Origin of the sequence: Denitrovibrio acetiphilus DSM 12809, assembly GCF_000025725.1 — a bacterium.
Taxonomy (GTDB): Bacteria; Chrysiogenota; Deferribacteres; order Deferribacterales; family Geovibrionaceae; genus Denitrovibrio; species Denitrovibrio acetiphilus.
The window spans coordinates 1,438,672-1,456,434 of the sequence record NC_013943.1; the positions used below are offsets into that span (position 1 = coordinate 1,438,672).

At 42.3% G+C, this 17,763-nt stretch carries 17 protein-coding genes; 3 read left to right on the plus strand and 14 right to left on the minus strand.

Going from position 1 to position 17,763, the window contains the following annotated elements:
• The first annotated feature begins 1 nt into the window (after nucleotide 1).
• Both DACET_RS06975 and DACET_RS06980 read left to right on the plus strand, forming a co-directional pair.
• Nucleotides 2–853 (plus strand): nucleotide-binding protein, encoded by an 852-nt coding sequence (locus DACET_RS06975; RefSeq protein WP_013010679.1) that lies wholly within the window; start codon nucleotides 2–4, stop codon nucleotides 851–853.
• Nucleotides 850–1,728, plus strand: a complete 879-nt coding sequence (locus tag DACET_RS06980) for an ATP-binding protein (RefSeq protein WP_013010680.1) — start codon at nucleotides 850–852, stop codon at nucleotides 1,726–1,728. Before DACET_RS06975 ends, DACET_RS06980 begins: the two co-directional genes overlap by 4 nt.
• Nucleotides 1,729–2,184: 456 nt before the next feature.
• Here DACET_RS06980 and DACET_RS06985 read toward each other — a convergent pair whose 3' ends face one another.
• The 3 genes from DACET_RS06985 to DACET_RS06995 all read right to left on the minus strand — a co-directional run bounded on the left by DACET_RS06985 (nucleotide 2,185) and on the right by DACET_RS06995 (nucleotide 5,933).
• Complete coding sequence (locus tag DACET_RS06985) at nucleotides 2,185–3,510, minus strand: anaerobic C4-dicarboxylate transporter (protein ID WP_013010681.1); 1,326 nt, start codon at nucleotides 3,508–3,510, stop codon at nucleotides 2,185–2,187.
• A gap of 138 nt (nucleotides 3,511–3,648) precedes the next feature.
• On the minus strand, nucleotides 3,649–4,335 hold the full coding sequence (locus DACET_RS06990; RefSeq protein ID WP_013010682.1) for a response regulator: 687 nt from the start codon (nucleotides 4,333–4,335) through the stop codon (nucleotides 3,649–3,651).
• On the minus strand, nucleotides 4,332–5,933 hold the full coding sequence (locus tag DACET_RS06995) for an ATP-binding protein (protein WP_013010683.1): 1,602 nt from the start codon (nucleotides 5,931–5,933) through the stop codon (nucleotides 4,332–4,334). The genes DACET_RS06990 and DACET_RS06995 overlap by 4 nt, the downstream gene beginning before the upstream one ends.
• 113 nt (nucleotides 5,934–6,046) lie before the next feature.
• Between DACET_RS06995 and DACET_RS07000 the strand changes: the two genes are divergently transcribed.
• Entirely contained in the window at nucleotides 6,047–7,132 is a 1,086-nt protein-coding gene (locus DACET_RS07000) for a glycosyltransferase (protein WP_013010684.1), read from the plus strand.
• On the opposite strand, the gene DACET_RS07005 is transcribed toward DACET_RS07000, so the two are convergent.
• Genes DACET_RS07005 through DACET_RS07055 form a run of 11 tightly spaced genes read right to left on the minus strand, consistent with a single transcriptional unit; the run spans nucleotide 7,121 to nucleotide 17,755 of the window.
• On the minus strand, nucleotides 7,121–7,591 hold the full coding sequence (locus DACET_RS07005) for a dihydrofolate reductase (RefSeq protein ID WP_013010685.1): 471 nt from the start codon (nucleotides 7,589–7,591) through the stop codon (nucleotides 7,121–7,123). The genes DACET_RS07000 and DACET_RS07005 overlap by 12 nt on opposite strands.
• Nucleotides 7,588–8,451: a thymidylate synthase gene (thyA, locus tag DACET_RS07010; RefSeq protein WP_013010686.1), complete on the minus strand. Its 864-nt coding sequence runs from the start codon at nucleotides 8,449–8,451 to the stop codon at nucleotides 7,588–7,590. The genes DACET_RS07005 and thyA overlap by 4 nt, the downstream gene beginning before the upstream one ends.
• Before the next feature lie 28 nt (nucleotides 8,452–8,479).
• Complete coding sequence (locus DACET_RS07015; RefSeq protein WP_013010687.1) at nucleotides 8,480–9,139, minus strand: TIGR04283 family arsenosugar biosynthesis glycosyltransferase; 660 nt, start codon at nucleotides 9,137–9,139, stop codon at nucleotides 8,480–8,482.
• The gene (locus DACET_RS07020; RefSeq protein ID WP_013010688.1) at nucleotides 9,139–9,807 is read right to left on the minus strand and encodes a TVP38/TMEM64 family protein; all 669 of its coding nucleotides are present in this window, start codon (nucleotides 9,805–9,807) and stop codon (nucleotides 9,139–9,141) included. Before DACET_RS07020 ends, DACET_RS07015 begins: the two co-directional genes overlap by 1 nt.
• Nucleotides 9,804–11,162: a dihydrolipoyl dehydrogenase family protein gene (locus DACET_RS07025; protein WP_013010689.1), complete on the minus strand. Its 1,359-nt coding sequence runs from the start codon at nucleotides 11,160–11,162 to the stop codon at nucleotides 9,804–9,806. Before DACET_RS07025 ends, DACET_RS07020 begins: the two co-directional genes overlap by 4 nt.
• Nucleotides 11,159–11,800 (minus strand): TIGR04282 family arsenosugar biosynthesis glycosyltransferase, encoded by a 642-nt coding sequence (locus DACET_RS07030; RefSeq protein ID WP_013010690.1) that lies wholly within the window; start codon nucleotides 11,798–11,800, stop codon nucleotides 11,159–11,161. The genes DACET_RS07025 and DACET_RS07030 overlap by 4 nt, the downstream gene beginning before the upstream one ends.
• Nucleotides 11,800–12,381 carry a methyltransferase family protein gene (locus DACET_RS07035; RefSeq protein WP_013010691.1) on the minus strand — a complete coding sequence of 194 codons (582 nt, stop codon included), beginning with the start codon at nucleotides 12,379–12,381 and terminating at the stop codon, nucleotides 11,800–11,802. Before DACET_RS07035 ends, DACET_RS07030 begins: the two co-directional genes overlap by 1 nt.
• 1 nt (nucleotide 12,382) lies before the next feature.
• On the minus strand, nucleotides 12,383–14,512 hold the full coding sequence (gene ptsP / locus DACET_RS07040) for a phosphoenolpyruvate--protein phosphotransferase (protein ID WP_013010692.1): 2,130 nt from the start codon (nucleotides 14,510–14,512) through the stop codon (nucleotides 12,383–12,385).
• 54 nt (nucleotides 14,513–14,566) lie between these two features.
• Nucleotides 14,567–15,349: a 1,4-dihydroxy-6-naphtoate synthase gene (locus DACET_RS07045; RefSeq protein ID WP_013010693.1), complete on the minus strand. Its 783-nt coding sequence runs from the start codon at nucleotides 15,347–15,349 to the stop codon at nucleotides 14,567–14,569.
• 1 nt (nucleotide 15,350) lies between these two features.
• Complete coding sequence (locus tag DACET_RS07050) at nucleotides 15,351–16,988, minus strand: MlaD family protein (protein WP_013010694.1); 1,638 nt, start codon at nucleotides 16,986–16,988, stop codon at nucleotides 15,351–15,353.
• Nucleotides 16,989–16,999: 11 nt separating this feature from the next.
• A complete protein-coding gene (locus tag DACET_RS07055) occupies nucleotides 17,000–17,755 on the minus strand; it encodes an ABC transporter ATP-binding protein (RefSeq protein ID WP_013010695.1) in 756 nt (251 codons plus the stop codon).
• Between the last annotated feature and the right edge of the window lie 8 nt (nucleotides 17,756–17,763).

The following is a 17,763-nucleotide window of genomic DNA, read 5'->3' on the forward strand; positions in this document are numbered from 1 at the left end:
TATGGTTATCGCGGTTGCCTCAGGCAAAGGGGGGACAGGTAAAACAACTGTTTCTGTTAATTTGGCTAGTGTTATTAAGGGAAAGGTTCAGCTTTTGGATTGCGATGTTGAAGAACCCAATGCTGACCTTTTTCTTAAAACAAGAGGACATGAAACAGAGATAGTGTCTTTGCCCGTCCCCGAACTTTGTGAAAGCTTATGCGTTAACTGTTGTAGTTGCGTAGAATTTTGCCAATTTAATGCTCTTGTATCTCTTGCCGGAAAGGTAGTTGCTTTTCCTGAGCTGTGCCACAGTTGCGGAGGGTGTATTGAGATATGCCCGAACAACGCTCTGAAAGAAACGCAAAAGAGAATCGGTACAAAATCAAAATCAAAAAGCGGAAATATCTCTTTAGTACAGGGGGTTCTCGATGTAAGTTCCCCGCTTGTCCCACCTCTCATTCACTCGGTGAAAAAAGAGCTGAAACAAAATCAAATAGTTATCTTAGATGCTCCGCCGGGGGCTTCCTGTCCTTTGATCGCAACGGTAAACGACGCTGATGTTATCGTGCTTGTAACAGAACCGACACCATTCGGGTTGAATGATCTGATCTTGATCGTTGATGCCATAAAGCCTCTTGGACATCCGTTTGGTGTTGTTATCAACCGCGACAACAACATTTTTAAAGGGGTGGAAGAATTTTGCAGCAAAGAGAAAATCCCTGTGCTGATGAAAATACCAGAAGATAGAAAAATAGCAGAAGCATATTCCAATGGGCAAATTATTGTCAGTGTCTTAACTGAATACAGGGAAAGATTTAGAACTCTTATGGAGAAAATCAAGGAATTATATAATCTAAGGAGTTGTCATTGAAAGAGTTAGTTGTTGTGAGCGGGAAGGGCGGCACAGGGAAAACCAGTATATCAGCATCGCTGGCGGTCTTAGCTGGTAAATGCATAGTTGTCGACTGTGATGTTGATGCAGCAGATATGCACCTGTTGCTGACACCCGAAGTGAGCAAAAAGCAGGACTTCATCAGCGGGCATCAGGCTTTTATTCGTGAAGAATACTGCACAGGGTGCGGCATCTGCTATAGACATTGTCGTTTCGATGCGGTTGAGCGGGTTGACATGAGCAGGAAATTTGTAATAAACGAATTTTCGTGTGAAGGGTGCGGTCTTTGTGTGAGATTGTGCCCGGCAGGTGCTATAAGTTTTCCTGAAAGACTCTGCGGTGTATGGATGGAGTCAGAAACAAGGTGCGGACCTATGTTCCACGCAAAACTCGCTCCCGCCGCTGAGAACTCAGGAAAGCTTGTTGCATTGCTAAAGGCAGAGGCGAGACGTAAAGCTGAAGAGTCTGGTGTAGAGGTTATCATTGTTGACGGATCTCCGGGGATAGGATGTCCGACCATAGCGGCTTTATCAGGGGCATCAGCTGCGTTAGTTGTTATCGAACCAACTGTTTCGGGAGAGCATGACCTGCTTAGGATTTTGGAGCTGATAAAGCATTTCAAAATACCTGCTGCGGTATGTGTAAACAAATGCGACATTAACCCTGAGGTTACTCAGCGAATAGAAAAGATAGCGCAGGACAACGGTACATTTGTTGCAGCCAAGATCAGGTACAGCAAGAATTTTACTGAAAATCAGATAAACAGTTTGACTGTAGTAGAGACTCCTTCAGAAGCATCTAAAGAGATCAGAGAACTTTGGGAAACGCAAATAAAGCCTATGCTCTGTGTTTAATCAAAATAAGGAACAGGTGCGAATACCTTTAAAACCAGAATACAAATGAAGACCGAAGAATGATTTCATATGGTTTCGTACCTTTGTCTCTCTTTTTCTGTTTAACATAATATATCTTATCGGACGTTTTTTGTTTTGGGTTATTATGATGATTTCCCACCCTACTGTTCAGGCATGGCAGATAGAAGGACATGCGAGATACATTAAAAATTATTGTTATCAAATAGTTATCGGCAAGCTAAAGATGACTAGCTAAAGTTAAAGCTTGTTATTTTGCCTTCTAACGCATTTTACAGAACACCCTAAGGTGTTTATATGTAATAAATATGCCAAAAGTTATATGTAATTAGAAAACGACTGGCAAAATGGCTTTATTCAGATAATAAAAAGACCCGTCCTCATTATTTTTACTAAGAACGGGTCTCTCATCGTTGATATGTTACATCAAGCTGACGATCAGATAATTATTGTCGCGAGAGCATAACCCACAAGACATGCAGTAATCACTGATATGAGTCCGGGAACCATGAAACTGTGATTAAAATAGAATTTACCTATTTTTGTTGTTCCTGTAGTGTCAAAGTTACATGTTGCGATATCTGACGGATAGTTTGGGATAAAAAAGTAGCCGTAACAGGAAGGCATAATACCTATCAGGAGAGCCGGCGGAAGCCCCAGACCAAGCCCGACGGGAAGCATCATTCGGCATGTGGCAGCCTGTGAATTAATGACGACAGATACGATAAACATTGCAAGTGCGAATGTCCAGGGATAGTCCTGCACCATAGCTGTTATGCCGACCTTAAAGCTTGGCATTGCGTGTTGAAAGTATGTGTCGCTCATCCATGCGATACCGAATATTGCAATAGCAGCAACCATTCCTGACTTAAACACAACTCCTTCCGGAACTTTATTTGTTTTTGTCTTTGTTACTATAAGGATAAGCCCACCGAAGGCAAGCATCATCATCTGAATGATTACTGACATTGCTATTGGTTTCTGCCCCTCTGCAAGGGTTCTGATAGATGGAACCATAGCTATTATAACGATTGTGACAAGTGCCAGAAGGAATATCAGTACAGCATTTCGGGCTGATGTAGGCAGAACTTCGTCAAGGGTTGTGGCTGTTGTGTTCCTGATACGCTCCCCCCAGACAGGGTCTTGCAGCCTCTTCTGATATTCTTTGTCATCCTTAAGCTCTTTTCCTCTGCGCAGGCTGTAGATAGACATAGCTATACATCCGCAAAGCGTTGACGGCACTGTTACGCTGAGAATTGTGAGTAATGTAATGTTCGGGTTGATGTTCGACAGCTGAGACAGGTAATAAACAACAGCGGCTGAAATAGGACTGGCTGTTATCCCGAGCTGAGATGCAACTGATGCCGCAGCCATAGGTCTTTCAGGGCGGATATTGTTCTTAAGAGCAACGTCTCCGATGATAGGCATGATTGAATAGACAGCGTGTCCTGTACCAAGCATAAATGTCATTGTATAAGTCACGAGCGGTCCGAGTATTGTTATCCTTCTCGGATTTGACCTCAGAAGCCGTTCAGCCACCTGAAGCATATACTTAAGCCCCCCTGCTGCTTCCAGTATAGACGCGCAGGTTACCACAGCAAGTATTATGAGCATAACTGTGATAGGCGGTGATGTTGGTGCCATGCCGAATATAAAAACCTCGACGGCAAGCCCTATTCCTGAAACAACTCCAAGCCCTATTCCGCCGTAGCGGCTGCCTGTATAAAGCATTAAAAGAAGAAAAACAAACTGTAAATATAACATGATGTACCTCCCATGCTATGTAACGGTTTTAGGTTCCGTTATCATTTTCTAACATGAAACATACAACATTAAAAAAGAATGTAAACTATTTGGAAATAAGGTGTTTTTAGAATTTTAAGAACATTTTGCTCATTTTGCTCACGGGGTATCAGAAACAAGCTTAAACCGCTTTTCGGGTCTCCCTACAGTGCCGTAGTCTATATCAACAGTCAGAATCCCCGCACCGGTAAGATACTCCAGATATCGCCTCGCAGTATTTCTGCTGGCTCCTATATATCTGCCGACTTCGTCTGAGCTCATCGCCTCGTGCTTTTTTTCAAAGACAGATATTATCTTTTTGAGTGTAATGGGGTCTATTCCTTTTGGCATGTTCTGAGTGTTTATGACGGCTTCTGAATGTCTGTCCAGCAGGCTGTCTATATCATTCTGCTCCAGTGTTTTCTCGCAGCGTATCTCTTTAAGGTAATCTTTGAATCTGTTGAGGGATTTATTAAACCTCTCGAACACAACAGGCTTTACGATATAGTCAAAAGCTCCCCCTCTGACAGCTTCCTGAAGCACTGACACGTCCCTTGCCGCTGTAATGAGTATTATATCGGTAAGTATCCCGGAACTGCGTATCTTCCAGAGAAAGTCCATGCCTGAGCCTTCCGGAAAGTACATATCAAGAAGAACAAGCTCTGGTTTGAGTATCTCTGTCATTTCAAATGCATCTGCCAGACCGTTTGCAATACCCACAACATCGAACCCTTCAACTTTTTCTGTAAAACGTCTGTGTAAATTGGCAATATTGACATCATCTTCAACTATGAGAACTTTTATCACGCCTCCGCCCCCTTCTTCGGTACTTTAACACTTAAATATGCTCCGCCCAGTCTTTCGGATATTCCTGTCTCTATTGTTGCTCCTAAAGCGTTTTTAGCCATCGTAACGTTATAAAGCCCTATTCCTCTGCTGCCTGATTTGGTTGATATCCCTTTCTGGAATATATCAAGTCCTTCCGGCAAACCCTTTCCGGTATCTTCAACCTGAATATAAAAGTTTTCACTGTCTTCATACAATCCGACAGAGATAAGCGGTTTGCGGTCTTTGTTTTCTGTAGCAGCGTCTATTCCGTTGTCTATCAGATTACCGAGGATAGTGAGTATATGTTCCGGCATGGATGGGGCTTCGAGCCATCCGCCGTTAAAGTCCAGCTCAAATCCGCACAGAAGCTCCCCTGCTCTGTTGTATTTCCCAAGTATAACACCTGCCACCATAGAGCAGTTTATCTGTTTGTCTGTGAATTCTACAAGTCTATGATAGCCTTCTGACTCTTTTAGTATAATGTTTTTTGCCTCATCATATTCTTCAAGCTGCAAAAGTCCGCTGATAGTGTGCAGTTTATTTGAATATTCGTGGCTTTGCACACGGAGCAGTTCCGAGCACTGTAAAGCCTGCTTCAGCTCATAGTTGAGGTAATCTATCTCACCTTTCTTTCTGAAGGTAGCAACGGCTCCGGTAGTCTTTCCGTTGATTATAGTAGGGATGATGTTGAACATCATAATACTGCCGTTAACAAATATCTCCTCATCCCTTGCTTCCTGCATATCTACAGCCCTCTGAATGACATATGCCTGTGGGAGTATTTCGTCTATGTTGGTGCCGGTCTCTATTGCCCCGAGCAGTCTTGATGCCTCGTTGTTGTTGAAACGTATATGTCCGTCAATGTCTACTGCAATTATTGCTGCACGGACACTGTTTAGAATTATCTCTCTTTCGGTATGCATGGATGCTATTTCAGAAGGTTCAAGCCCGAGAGTAAGTTTTTTCACGTATCCGCCGATTAGATTTGCACCAACCAGCCCCACAAACAACATAGCAAAAAGATAGGCAAGAGGTTCTTTCTGGGCATTATGAACCAGTTTAAGCACGCTTGTTTCCAGATATCCCACTGAAACAAATCCCAGTATCTCACCGGTCTTATCCCTTACAGGGGCAAAGCCTCTCAGTGAATATCCCAGTGTACCTTCTGCCCATGAGGTATAAATCTTCCCTTGTTCTACAGACGGAGAGTAATCCCCCCCGACAAACTGTTTTCCTATTCTCTCTTTCACCGGATGCGCAAGTCTTATCCCGTCTTTCCGTGCCACAACGATAAACTGTGCATTGACTGCTTTCTGCATGTCTACCATTTTCTGCTGAAGCTCAGGATTTGTTTCACCCTCTTTCAGTGCGTCTATCACAATGGGCATTTTGGCTATTATTTTTGCCAATCCAAGGGTTTTTTCACGATGAGACTGTTCAAGGTACTGCCCGACTATTCCATTAAATATAACAGCAGTAACAAGTATCTGCAGGCAGGCAAGCACAGAAAGCATAATAACCATCTGACCTTTGATAGATTTCGGAATAAATAGTAATAGACCTTTTCCAGCTTTCATATCACATCCGTATGATTTGTTTCTTTAAATATACCTCCATATGAATAACTTACAACCATGTTTTGCATATATCACTTTGACTTTTCTGCTAAAGTCAGTAATATTAGTGTCTTATGAAAATACTTCACATAGACACAGGTAAAGAATGGCGTGGCGGACAGAGACAGGCTCTGTTTCTGCATGAGGGACTGCTGGAATACGGTATAGAATCCATCATTGTGTGTAACGCACATGGGCAGCTTTGCAGAAAAAACATTAACGGCATAGTGCCAGTAACTTTCAAGGGTGAAGCAGACCTGAGCTTTCTTTCAGAATTAAAACGAATTATCAAAGAATTTCAGCCGGATATTGTACACACTCATGATGCCCACTCACTCACCCCTGCCCTCTTCGCAAAAGTCACAGGGAGAAGCTTCAGGCTTATCAACACCCGCAGGGTGGATTTCAGTATAAACAAGGGGTTCATCAGCAGGAAAAAGTATAACAATGACAAGGTTGACAGAGTTGTTGCTATTTCAGAGGCAATAAAGGATATGCTGATTAAAGACGGTGTCAAACCTGAGAAAGTACCTGTAATCAACAGCGGAGTACGCTTTCCGAATAGTATCAACTACAGCAAAGTTCTTGAACTGAGAGAAAAATATGAAATCACACCTGAGACATATATTGTCGGATGTGTTGCCAATATTGCTGACCATAAAGACCACAAAGTTCTGTTAAGCGCTTATGACAAGTTTTACAGGGTAGTTGGCGGAACAAAGCTTATCCTCGTCGGAGACGGACCGCTGATGGAAGAGATCAGAGAGTTTTCTGAAACACTTGAAAGCCGAAGCAGTATCATATTCACCGGTTATTCAGACTATGTTTACGAGCACATCGCACTTTTTGATATTTTTTGTATGTCATCGAAAACCGAAGGGTTATGTACTTCTATAATTGATGCTTTCTTTATGGGACGTCCTGTTATAGCCACCAGAGCTGGCGGTATACCGGAGCTTGTGAAGCATAAGTTTAACGGGTTATTAAGTGATGTAGGCGACATAGACGAATTCGCTGAGAATCTCCTTGAGATATATGACGACATGCCTATGGAGAATAAATTTTCAGCAAACGGCTACCATACTGCCCTTAAATTCAGTGACGGCGGGATGGTGAGTAAATATATCAATCTATACAAAGAACTTTTATCAGGCAGATAGCCGAACAAATTTTTTATATATAAAATCCCCATACTCTTCCGTCTCTGTTACCTTCCATCTGCTTTCGTCAAATTCAGGGAAAAAAGTGTCCCCATCATAGTTCTCTTTAATGTATGAAATGTGCATTTCATCAACCATATCAACGGCATCTGAATAGATTTGCCCTCCGCCGATAAAAAAGAGAGTTTTGTCATATTCTTCAGCAGCTTTTATACATTCCTGAACAGAACCGAAAACACGGCACCCGTCATATTCTTTTCCAGAGCGGGTTATTACAAAGTTTTCCCTGTTAGGCAGCGGTCTGCCTATGGATTCATATGTTTTTCTTCCCATGGCTATTATGTGCCCTGTAGTTTTTGCTTTGAATAGCTTAAGGTCTTCGGGCAGATGCCATGGCATATCGTTGTTCTTACCTATCACGCGGTCTTTTGTCATTGCAACGATGAGTGCTTTTGTCATACAGCAACCTCAAAACGTATACCAGGATGTGACTCGTAATCAACAAGCTTGATATCAGCAAACGAGAGCTGATCAAAAGGCTTGTCCGCTATTTCTACTTTAGGCAGTGTAAGAGGTTCTCTTTCGAGCTGTTCTTTCAACCCTTCCATGTGGTTTTCATAGATGTGAGCATCAATTATTGTATGTGCGAACTCACCGACCTTAAGCCCTGTTTCTTTTGCTAGCATCATCGTTAGGAGTGCATAGCATGAAAGGTTGAAAGGTATACCAAGTGCTATGTCTCCTGAGCGCTGTGTAAGGTGACAGTTGAGCTTACCGGCTTTCACTGAAAAACAATAGGTATAGTGGCATGGCGGAAGTTTGCTTTCTGCTGCATTGGCCGGATGCCACGCAGAGACCACAAGTCTGCGTTGTGCAGAGCAGTTAGGGTTATTTTTCACTTCTTTAAGGTTGTCGATAACATATTGTATCTGATCAAAAACCATCTGACCTGTCTCTGGGTCTTTGTGGGTCCATTTTTTACCCCAGTTTTCTCCGTTCAGCCCTTTTTCAGGTACAGGAAACCTTCTCCAGAATCTACCGTAAGCAGTTTCCAGAAGCCCTTCTTCGTCAGCCCATGCGTCCCATATTTTTGTTTTTGTACGGAGGTCTTTGATATGTTCCTCACCTGAGAGATACCAGAAGAGTTCATGTACCATAGAGTTGAAAAACATCTTTTTTGTGGTTAATAGAGGATATCCGTCTGCCAGATTAACTCTGTAAAAATAACTGAAAACACTGTATGTTGCCACGCCTGTTCTGTTCGGGAGATATACTCCGTTATCCATAACATACCTGACCATATCCTTGTAAACCTGCATCATATCCTCCATCGCCTAAGCTGTTGTATTATTTATAAAATCTTTTTAGAAAGTTCGGACTTACTCCCAGATAGTAAAGAGTGATGATAGACCAATTGCGCATACATGTGAAGAGAAATCCCTCTTGCTCCCATCTTCTGGCGGATGTTCTCACAGGGGTACCAGACAGATAGATACGCTTTTTTTTACGTTTCATGTCCTGCATAAAACGCACATCTTCCATCAATGATATATTTTGGAATCCGCCCACAGCTTCAAAAGCCTCTCTTGTACAGAACAAAGCCTGATCGCCGTATGGAATCCTGGTTATTCTGTTTCTGATGCTCACGCCTTTCTCGATTATTCTGAATATAAACTTTCGGTTGTCTATCTCAAGGTGAAATGCTCCAACATCATAACCAGAAAGTACATCGCGCACCTCTGTTTCAAATCCATCAGGAAGGATAGTATCCGCATGGAGAAAAACGAGTAAATCACCTGTTGCTTTCCCAGCTCCGGTATTCATCTGAATACCTCTACCTTTGCTTGAACTAACGCACATAACACTATTATCATTGATAGATTTTACTGTTTCCCCATTCGGGTCACAAATAACAATTTCACAATCAGACTTGCTCCTGATATCTCGGATAAGATCATTTATACGAGCCTGTTCGTTATAAACAGGGATTATCACACTGACTTTCATCAACGCCTCTTAATCTTTTTATATGCCACGGGAATGAGCATCAGAGCCCCCAACAGAACAAAGGCGGAAAGCATTTCTGGTGAAAAGATATCGGACAGAGAGCTGATATTGTTCAGCCTGCTGCCTGCGTATACAAACACAAATCCGCCGGGTATCATCCCGATATAGCTTGTCCATATAAAGGTTCCGAAGCGGAGTTTTGTTAGTCCGGCAAGTATATTTATCAGAAAGTATGGAAAGGCAGGTATGAGCCTGAGAGTCAGCATATAGAGATATCCGTTGGTCTCAAGCTCTCTGTTTAGCCTCTGAAGCTGTTTCGCATATTTGACATTCAAAGACGACCCCATTATGTATCTGGCAGTAAGGAACCCTATCCCAGCCCCCAAGGTAGCAGATGTTACAGCAAATACAGTTCCCGCTATCGCTCCGAAAACATAACCGCCGCCGATACTCAATATGACAGCACCGGGGATATTAAGTCCGGCAACTACCATATAGATAACAACATAAAGCCCTACAGAACTTATGTAATGGTCAGCCACGTAAATCCTAAGAGCATCACCGTTTGCCTTCAAAGCTTCCAGAGTCAGAAGCTCGGCATACTCACTCTGCCTGAGCCAGAGAGCAGCAGCAATTATTATAACAAGGACTATGAGTTTCTTTATCACTTTCGCAAACCTCTAATAAATTTAACAAATACATTATTCATAAGCATGTCTATTGCTGCATATTTCGCAGGCTGCCTGACGCTATAGGAGTATGTCGGATATATATGCACCATATTTGCAAGCTTATGGAAGGGGATGTTGAATTTTTTAGCCACCATTACTTCATGAACAACTTCTCCTGCCCTGCTGCCTAATATATGTGCGCCTAATATTTTACCTTTTCTGTCAGTAATATATTTTGCAAGCCCTGTTGTTGAGCAGTCTGTAATTGCCCTATCTAGATGAGTATTTTCAAATTTATATACATGGATATTGTCACCATATTTATTTATTGCCTGCTCTTCGGTCAGTCCGCATCCGGCAAGTTCCGGTGATGTATATGTACACCACCCTATGTCTGCATAATTGACAGCTTTTTTGAGCGGAAGTAATGCGTTTCTTGTGGCTGTTACAGCTTCGTAGTCTGCCACGTGAGTAAATTGATAAGGGGGGACTACGTCTCCCGCTGCATATATATTTTTCGCTGTCGTACGAAGATATTTATCCACCACCACACCGTTTCTATCTGTCCCGACCCCTGCGGAGTTCAGGTTCATACCGTCAATATTAGGTCGTCTTCCAACCGCAACAAGTATCTTTACTGCTTTAACAGTATCAACGGTGCCCTCAGTTTTCAGTGCTACAAATCCATCTCTCTGTTCAGCAGAAATAACTTTTGTTCCGGTGAGAATTTTGATTCCGTCCGATTCAAGTTTTTTTTGTAATATCCGCGAAAGTTCCCTGTCTTCGCGAGGCAGGATATTGTCTGACATCTCTACCACAGCAACATCAACTCCGAGATTATTCAGTGCAGATGCAAGCTCTATACCGATAGGACCGCCTCCGAGCACGACAACAGAAAGAGGCAGCTCTTTAATGCTAAAAATGCTTTCATTAGTAAGGTAGTTGATACTGTCAAGTCCTGATATAGGCGGGACAACAGGAGAGGAGCCCATTGCAAGCAAAAATCTACGGGCTGTGTAGCTGACATTATTTACTTCGATAGTCTGCGAATCGATAAAACGGGCAGCACCTTCAATAACGTCTATCCCCTCTTTTCTAAAGACATCAGGTGTTTCTGTCTGATAAATACGCTCTACCATCTCCCGCACATGTTCAAAAGCTCTAATGCCGGATGAAGGGTTAATAACAGAATAATGAAGGAGCGCTTTGCTTGGTATGCATCCGAAATGAGTGCAGTCACCGCCAAGCTTGTATTTCTCAACTATCGCTGTTTTTTTGCCCAAACCGTTTGCAAATTTAGCAGCAACAAGTCCTGCGGAACCACCACCTATTACAATAAAGTCATACTTCATAATGATATACCTGTTTTCCCTATTATGTCTTTCAGACTGTTTTTCATCCGTCTGACGTCATTGATATCATCCAGATCACTCAGTGTTTTAAGCTTGCTGATCTTATAGTTTATTTCTTTAAAGGTCTTTATTGTGTCTTCAAAAACCTTGTCTGTACTCCATGTCATTTTGTTAAAACAGACATCGGTCAAAGTGTTTTTATTAAAACCTATCAGATAGTAACCGCCGTCTTCAGCCGGACCTATCACTGCATCATGCTGATTGAGCATTTCATCTGCCTGACAAATTATATCTATATTAAGATCAGGGATATCTGTTCCGGTGAGTACACATTTTTCGTAACCGTTTTCAAAAGCCGCCTTAAGCGCTTTGAACATCTTTTGCCCCAGATCAGTTCCGTCTTGCGGATAAAAAGTATATTCATCGCCAAGCCATTCTCTAAACTCATCAAGTCGTTCATAAGGCTGTATAAAAAGAAGCGTATCAATATTCGGAGCATAACAGGAGCGCAAAACTTGTTCTACCATCAGCTTATAAAATTCTGCCGCTCTCATGTCCCCCACAGAAGCACCAAGTCTTGTCTTGACCTTTCCAGTCTGCGGGTACTTTATAAAGACAATATGTGCCAGAGAGTTCATTATTTCCTCTTTGTAAACGGTATCAGAGCCGGAACTTCACGCATATATTGCAGATATTCGGCCCCGAACTCCTTTTTGAGTTTACGTTCCTCATTAATTGTACCGAGAAGAAAATATAATGTAAGGATAATGTTCAGATAAATATCTTTTACATCAAGAGGACGTACCCATATCAGGAGCAAAGAAACTGTGTAGTAAGGATGACGCACGTATGCAAGTGCACCTTTTTTAGTAAGCTCTGGTCTTTTGTAAATATAATTTTTACCATTTTTTTTAATAAGTATTTGTGTCAGACCGAGAAAAACTCCATTGTCGTAACTTCTTACTGCATAAATGCCGAACCCCAGCCCCACTGTCCATACAAAAACATAAAAACTATAAGGGAATAAAGCCGGTTGAAATAAAGGTTCAGAAGGGAGATTATGATATATTAGAAAAATCGGTATAAACAGTAAAATAGATTGTAATACATAGAAAAAGCGGTACCACCATAAATAATAAAACCTTTTCATCAGCACAGCATCAGCAAGTACGCTATGAAGAATGCAGTACAGTACAAGCAAAATCAGAAATAAAAACATGCTAGCTTATCTGTATTTTATGCAGGTGGTATTTAAGTTCGTTTATTGCGTAAGGGCTTACACTGAATTCTCTGTATCCCATGTCTATCAGCTTAGTAAGCATTTCGGGATCAGCAGCCATCTCTCCGCATATTTCAACGGGTATTCCTATCTCATTTGATTTATCCAGAATACGTTTGAGGAGGTTTATAAATGACTGGTTATCCGGTCTGTAAAGTGAGCTGACTTTCGGGTTGCCCCTGTCCAGAGCAAAGAAATACTGAAACATATCATTTGTCCCGATGCTGAAAAATGCACACTCTCCTTTGAACTGATCAAGCTGATATATGAGCGAAGGTATTTCGAGCATAACACCGATGTCCGGCATGTTGAGCCCCTCTTTTTCTGCTATGTCCTCAGCTATCTTTTTTACACGGAAATACTCGTTGGCGTCAGCCACAAAAGGCACAAGGATGCGAACTGTGTTGTATTCACCATGAAGTCTGATAAGGGCTGTCAGCTGATCTTCAAGCATAGACTGATAGTCTGTCAGAAGCAGCCGGACACCCCTGTTGCCGAGAGCAGGGTTATCTTCGAACGCTTCGTAAGCTGATTTTTTATCTGAACCGATATCAAGAAGCCTGAAGACAACAGGCTTATGCGGAAAAGCTCTGAGGATACCTCTGTATGTGTCCATGCGCTGTTCAAGGCTGCAATTCCCGTCTCTCCCCAGATAAAATATCTCTGTCCGGACAAGCCCTATTCCGTCCGCGCAGAAAAGTTCAGCTTTTTCAGAATCCAGCACACTGGAAACATTTGCATAAAATTTTATTTTAGAGCCGTCCTTCAGGACAAAATTACGACAGGCGTATTCTTTGTCTTCATCAGGCAGTTTTTTAGAAGTCATCTTCTGTTTATATTTTTCAACTGTTTCAGGAGAAGGGTTAAAAATCACATGTCCTTCATATCCATCAACAATAACTCTTTCACAGGTTTCTATCTTGTTATGTATGTTTGCAACGCCTGTCACAGCAGGTATTTTCATACTTTTCGCAAGGATGGCAGTATGGCTTGTGACACCGTCTTTTTCGGTAACAAAGCTACAGACACGTTCGAGATCCAGAGTTGCTGTCTCCCCAGGTGTCAGCCTGTCAGCAAAGATAACGCTGTTGTCTCTAAGGTTTGTTTCTTTCGAAACAGCGCCGAGGTGGGAGAGCAGTCGGAAAGCAATATCCTCAACATCCTGCGCCCTTTCACGAAGGTATGCATCATTTATAGAACGAAATCTGTTTATATATTTATCAGCAACATGCCGAACGCTGAAGGATGCGCTTTTATTTTTCTTTTTGATATGAAGTTCTATGTCGGCTCTGAATGTAATATCATTCAGCATCAGCAGGTGCGTTTCAAAGATGTTTGAGGCAATCTGCTGTCTTGACGAATCCATCTTTCCTATCAGTTCTTCAAGGTCTTTTCTGGTGTTTTCAATAGCTTTATTAAAAGCCTCAAGTTCCTCTTCCGGTGAATCATGCTGATTGGTTTTTTCGACCAATTTCGCCATGACAATAACTGGCTCACCAAATGCTATCCCGCTTGAGAGAGGAACACCGGTTTCTATACGCTCTTCGTTACTGTCATAGACCAGTTCACCCTCTTCGTGATGCATAAGATAATGCCTCAGCACCAGTCCTGAAACCTGTGCGGCAACAGCACGAAGCAGTTTTCTGAGCATGTCGGTATTGCGTTTATTTTTGCGGAACTGAAATACCAGAACGCCAAACTCATGTGCTCTGCTCCGCAGCGGGATGCCTATGAAGGTGTTATAAGGTTCCTCGTTTATTCCGGGGAAATAGTGAAAACGCTCATGTGTTGTGGCATTTCGTATAAATGTATAGTGGTCGTTAGTGTACGTGAGCCCCGTAAGACCTTCGTCAAGCCCAAGGGAAACACTGCCGACAGCGCCTTCGCTCAGCCCTTCTGTTGCAGCTAATACAAGCCTGTCTCTTGCGGCTCCTCCGAGAAGGTATATAGAGCAAACATCACTCTCTATAGCTTCTTTAAGGAATCTGGCGATTTTCTGAAGTGTAGTGTTGGTGTCGTCAGCATTCAGAATAATATTGCTGATGCCGAGCAGTAATTCTATTTTTTTCATATTTTACCGAGCACGATAATAGCAGATAGTTTATCTGTCTGCAAGCCAACAAAACTATACAAAAACAGACTCGTCAGTGTCTAAAAATTTGCATAGTGCTGGTATTGCAGGAGAAACATCTACTGAATATTGATTCACATAGAGTTCAACATGTTGACGGATCACGTCATCATCAAGCTCCATGGCGTTTTCTCTGATAAATGGGAGCACCAGGTCATAGTTATTTTCAGCGAACTCAATGGATTTTCTGATGGTATAAGTTATCTTTTCTGCCTCAGAGAGGATGCTTTTCGAAATCACTATACATCCAAGTGGAATGGGTGACTTGAATTTATCTTCGTACATTTCACCAAGGTCGCACAGCTTGCTGAGACCCATCTGCTGATAGACAAAGCGTCCCTCGTGTATCACAACTCCTGCGTCAACCTCGCCGGAAATTACTGCCGGCATAATTTTATCAAAACGAAGCTGTATGAAATGAAAATCTTCACCGAAAAACATTTTAAAAAAACGAAATGCGCTGGTGTTTACCCCGGGAATTGCAATCCGTTTAAGAGAGCTTATATCCCTGTTCTCTTTGCTGATAACCAGAGGACCACACCCGAAGCCCAAGGCTCCTCCGGTTCTGAGTATTTTATAATTATCAAGTATTTGAGGCACAACCCCATAAGATACTTTAAGTATATCCGAGCTGTTTTTTATAGCCATACGGTTCAGAACTTGAACATCATCCATAAAGGGTACAAACTTATGCTCAGACTTGATCTGTTCGGTCAGCATCGCACCAAAAATATAAGTGTCGTTTGGACACGTTGAAATTGCTATATCTATCTTCATATTAATTCGGCATTGGGGTCTTGCCCAGCAGATATTTCAGATCGTCATCACGGAATTCCACACCGGCTCCCACAAACCATGAGTCAGTATCGCTGTTGAGAAAATCGTCATAACCACCTGTGATAAAGAGATTTTTATAGAACTTATATTTAAGTCCCGCTTTCATGTGTACTTCCCTGTCTTCATCTTCATCAGGGAAATCATAGGCGTCTAATTTGAAAACAAACTTATCTTCAAGCTCTTCTGTTGCAGTAAACGGATGGTAGTCGAGACCTATTCCCGCTTCGGATTCTTTCAGCCCTACACGGAAAAAGAAATTGTCCCAGAACCTATGCGCATACTGGAGCGTCCAGAGCATAGCATCCGGGTTCTGTTCCTCTTTCTCTTCATAATATGAAAGAGAGTCTTCACCGCTTGCTGCATTGCTTCCATGGGTTGGTTCTCTATGAATACTGGTATTTGTTGTTTCCGTGGTACCGTCCTGATCACTGGAAAGACCTAAGAGATAGTATCTCTTTCTTCCGGGGGTGATCTTCACCTCAACATGCCCTTTACTGTTGTCAACCTCGCCATATCTTTCTGCGGAGAAAGCCAGATCAACTTTGAATTGGTCGATTTTACCAAGTGTATCACGAAGTCCGGTAAGAGCACCGTTCAGGTTGTCTACCGTATCTTCATCATTAACAAGGCGTCCTATGGTTCCTTCACCACTGTTCACCTTGCCTGTTATTTCATTAAGATTATCAACTGTCTTGCCCAGTTTGTCTGAAACTTCTGCAATATTTTCGATCGCTTTTTTGAGGTTTTCTTTCTGAGAGCTCATAACCTCGTCCACATCATCTGTTATGCTGCGTACATTGCTTGCGATCGTCGGACCGTCATTCTTAAGGCTTTCGGTAACTACACGAAGGTTTTCAGATATCAGAGGAGTCTGGGCTTTAAGGTCGGTTGTTATGGCATTAATATTAGCCATAATATCATTTATATTCTGAGTATTGGCGACAGTTATTTCACTGAGTTTTGTTGTGAGAGTTTCCATGCTCATAATGATTGTGTCGATACGCTGTTCATTATTTTGAACCAGCTTATTAACACTATCGGTTATGTCGCGGATGTTAGATATTGTCACAGACATATTTGCCTTTGCCTGATCAGTTGCGAGCACTTCCCTCAGAGAAGCAGTAATAGCCTGAACATCATCCGCTATGCCGCCAAGCTTATTGGTAAGCTGGTCAATGTCTGTCCCTTCGTTCCCTTGTGTGAGTATATCACCGTCTTTCAGGATGCCTTGTGCAATATCACCGTCAAGCTGGAATTCTGCATATTTTTCACCGAGAAAACCTTTGGAACGGACGAGAACTTTAAGATTTGCCGGCAGTTCATACTGATCGTTTATCAGAAGTTCAGCAACAGCCTTCCTATTTTCGAGTTTTATTTCTCTGATTTTGCCGACTTCAACACCGCTGAATATAACCGGAGAATCTTTTGTCAGCCCTGCTGCATCATTTAAGATAGTTGTGACTTTTACCCCGGCAGAATCTGAAAAGGAAAAGTCAACAAGCCTGAGCGACATTGCGCTGATTAAAAGGAGGCATCCAACAACAAACACCCCAACTTTTGCTTCAAGTCCGAAATTCATAATATGCTCCGTTATATGATATTGATCGGTCCCTCTCTGGAAGCGGAAAAGAACTGCTTCACATAAGGGTTATCAGTATTTTTAAACTCATCAGGAGTGCCATAGAGCACAACCTTGCCATCGTAAAGCATAGCTATATGGTCAGCTATTTTAAGCGTACTTTTTATGTCATGGGAGATAACGATTGATGTTATCCCCAGCTCTTTCTGGGTGTCATTTATAAGATTGTCCACCACGTCGCACATGATAGGGTCAAGCCCTGTTGTGGGCTCATCGTAAAGTATTATATCCGGCTCAAGGGCTATGGCTCTGGCGAGTCCCACCCTTTTTTTCATTCCTCCTGAAAGCTCAGAGGGCATCTTATCCTCAATTTTACTAAGCCCTACAAGGCGTAGTTTCTCTGTAACTATCCTGTCAATCTCATCTTTACTTTTTTTAGTGTGTTCCACCAATGGGAAAGCGACATTTTGATAAACGTTCATAGAATCGAACAGTGCAGCATTCTGAAAAAGTATGCCGAATTTCTTCCTCATCTCCATCAGTTCGTTTCTGCTCATAGAGGTTAGATCCTGCCCGTCGACATATATCTTGCCGGATGTCGGAGGCATGAGCCCGCAGAGCTGTTTCAGCAGAACAGACTTACCTGTTCCCGAAGGACCTATAATATAAGTGATAGCGCCTTTTACCACTTTCAGGTTTATCCCCTTGTGGATTTTGTGCTTTCCAAAACTTTTGTGCAGGTCGATACATTCTATTGAATATTCCATCATCCGTC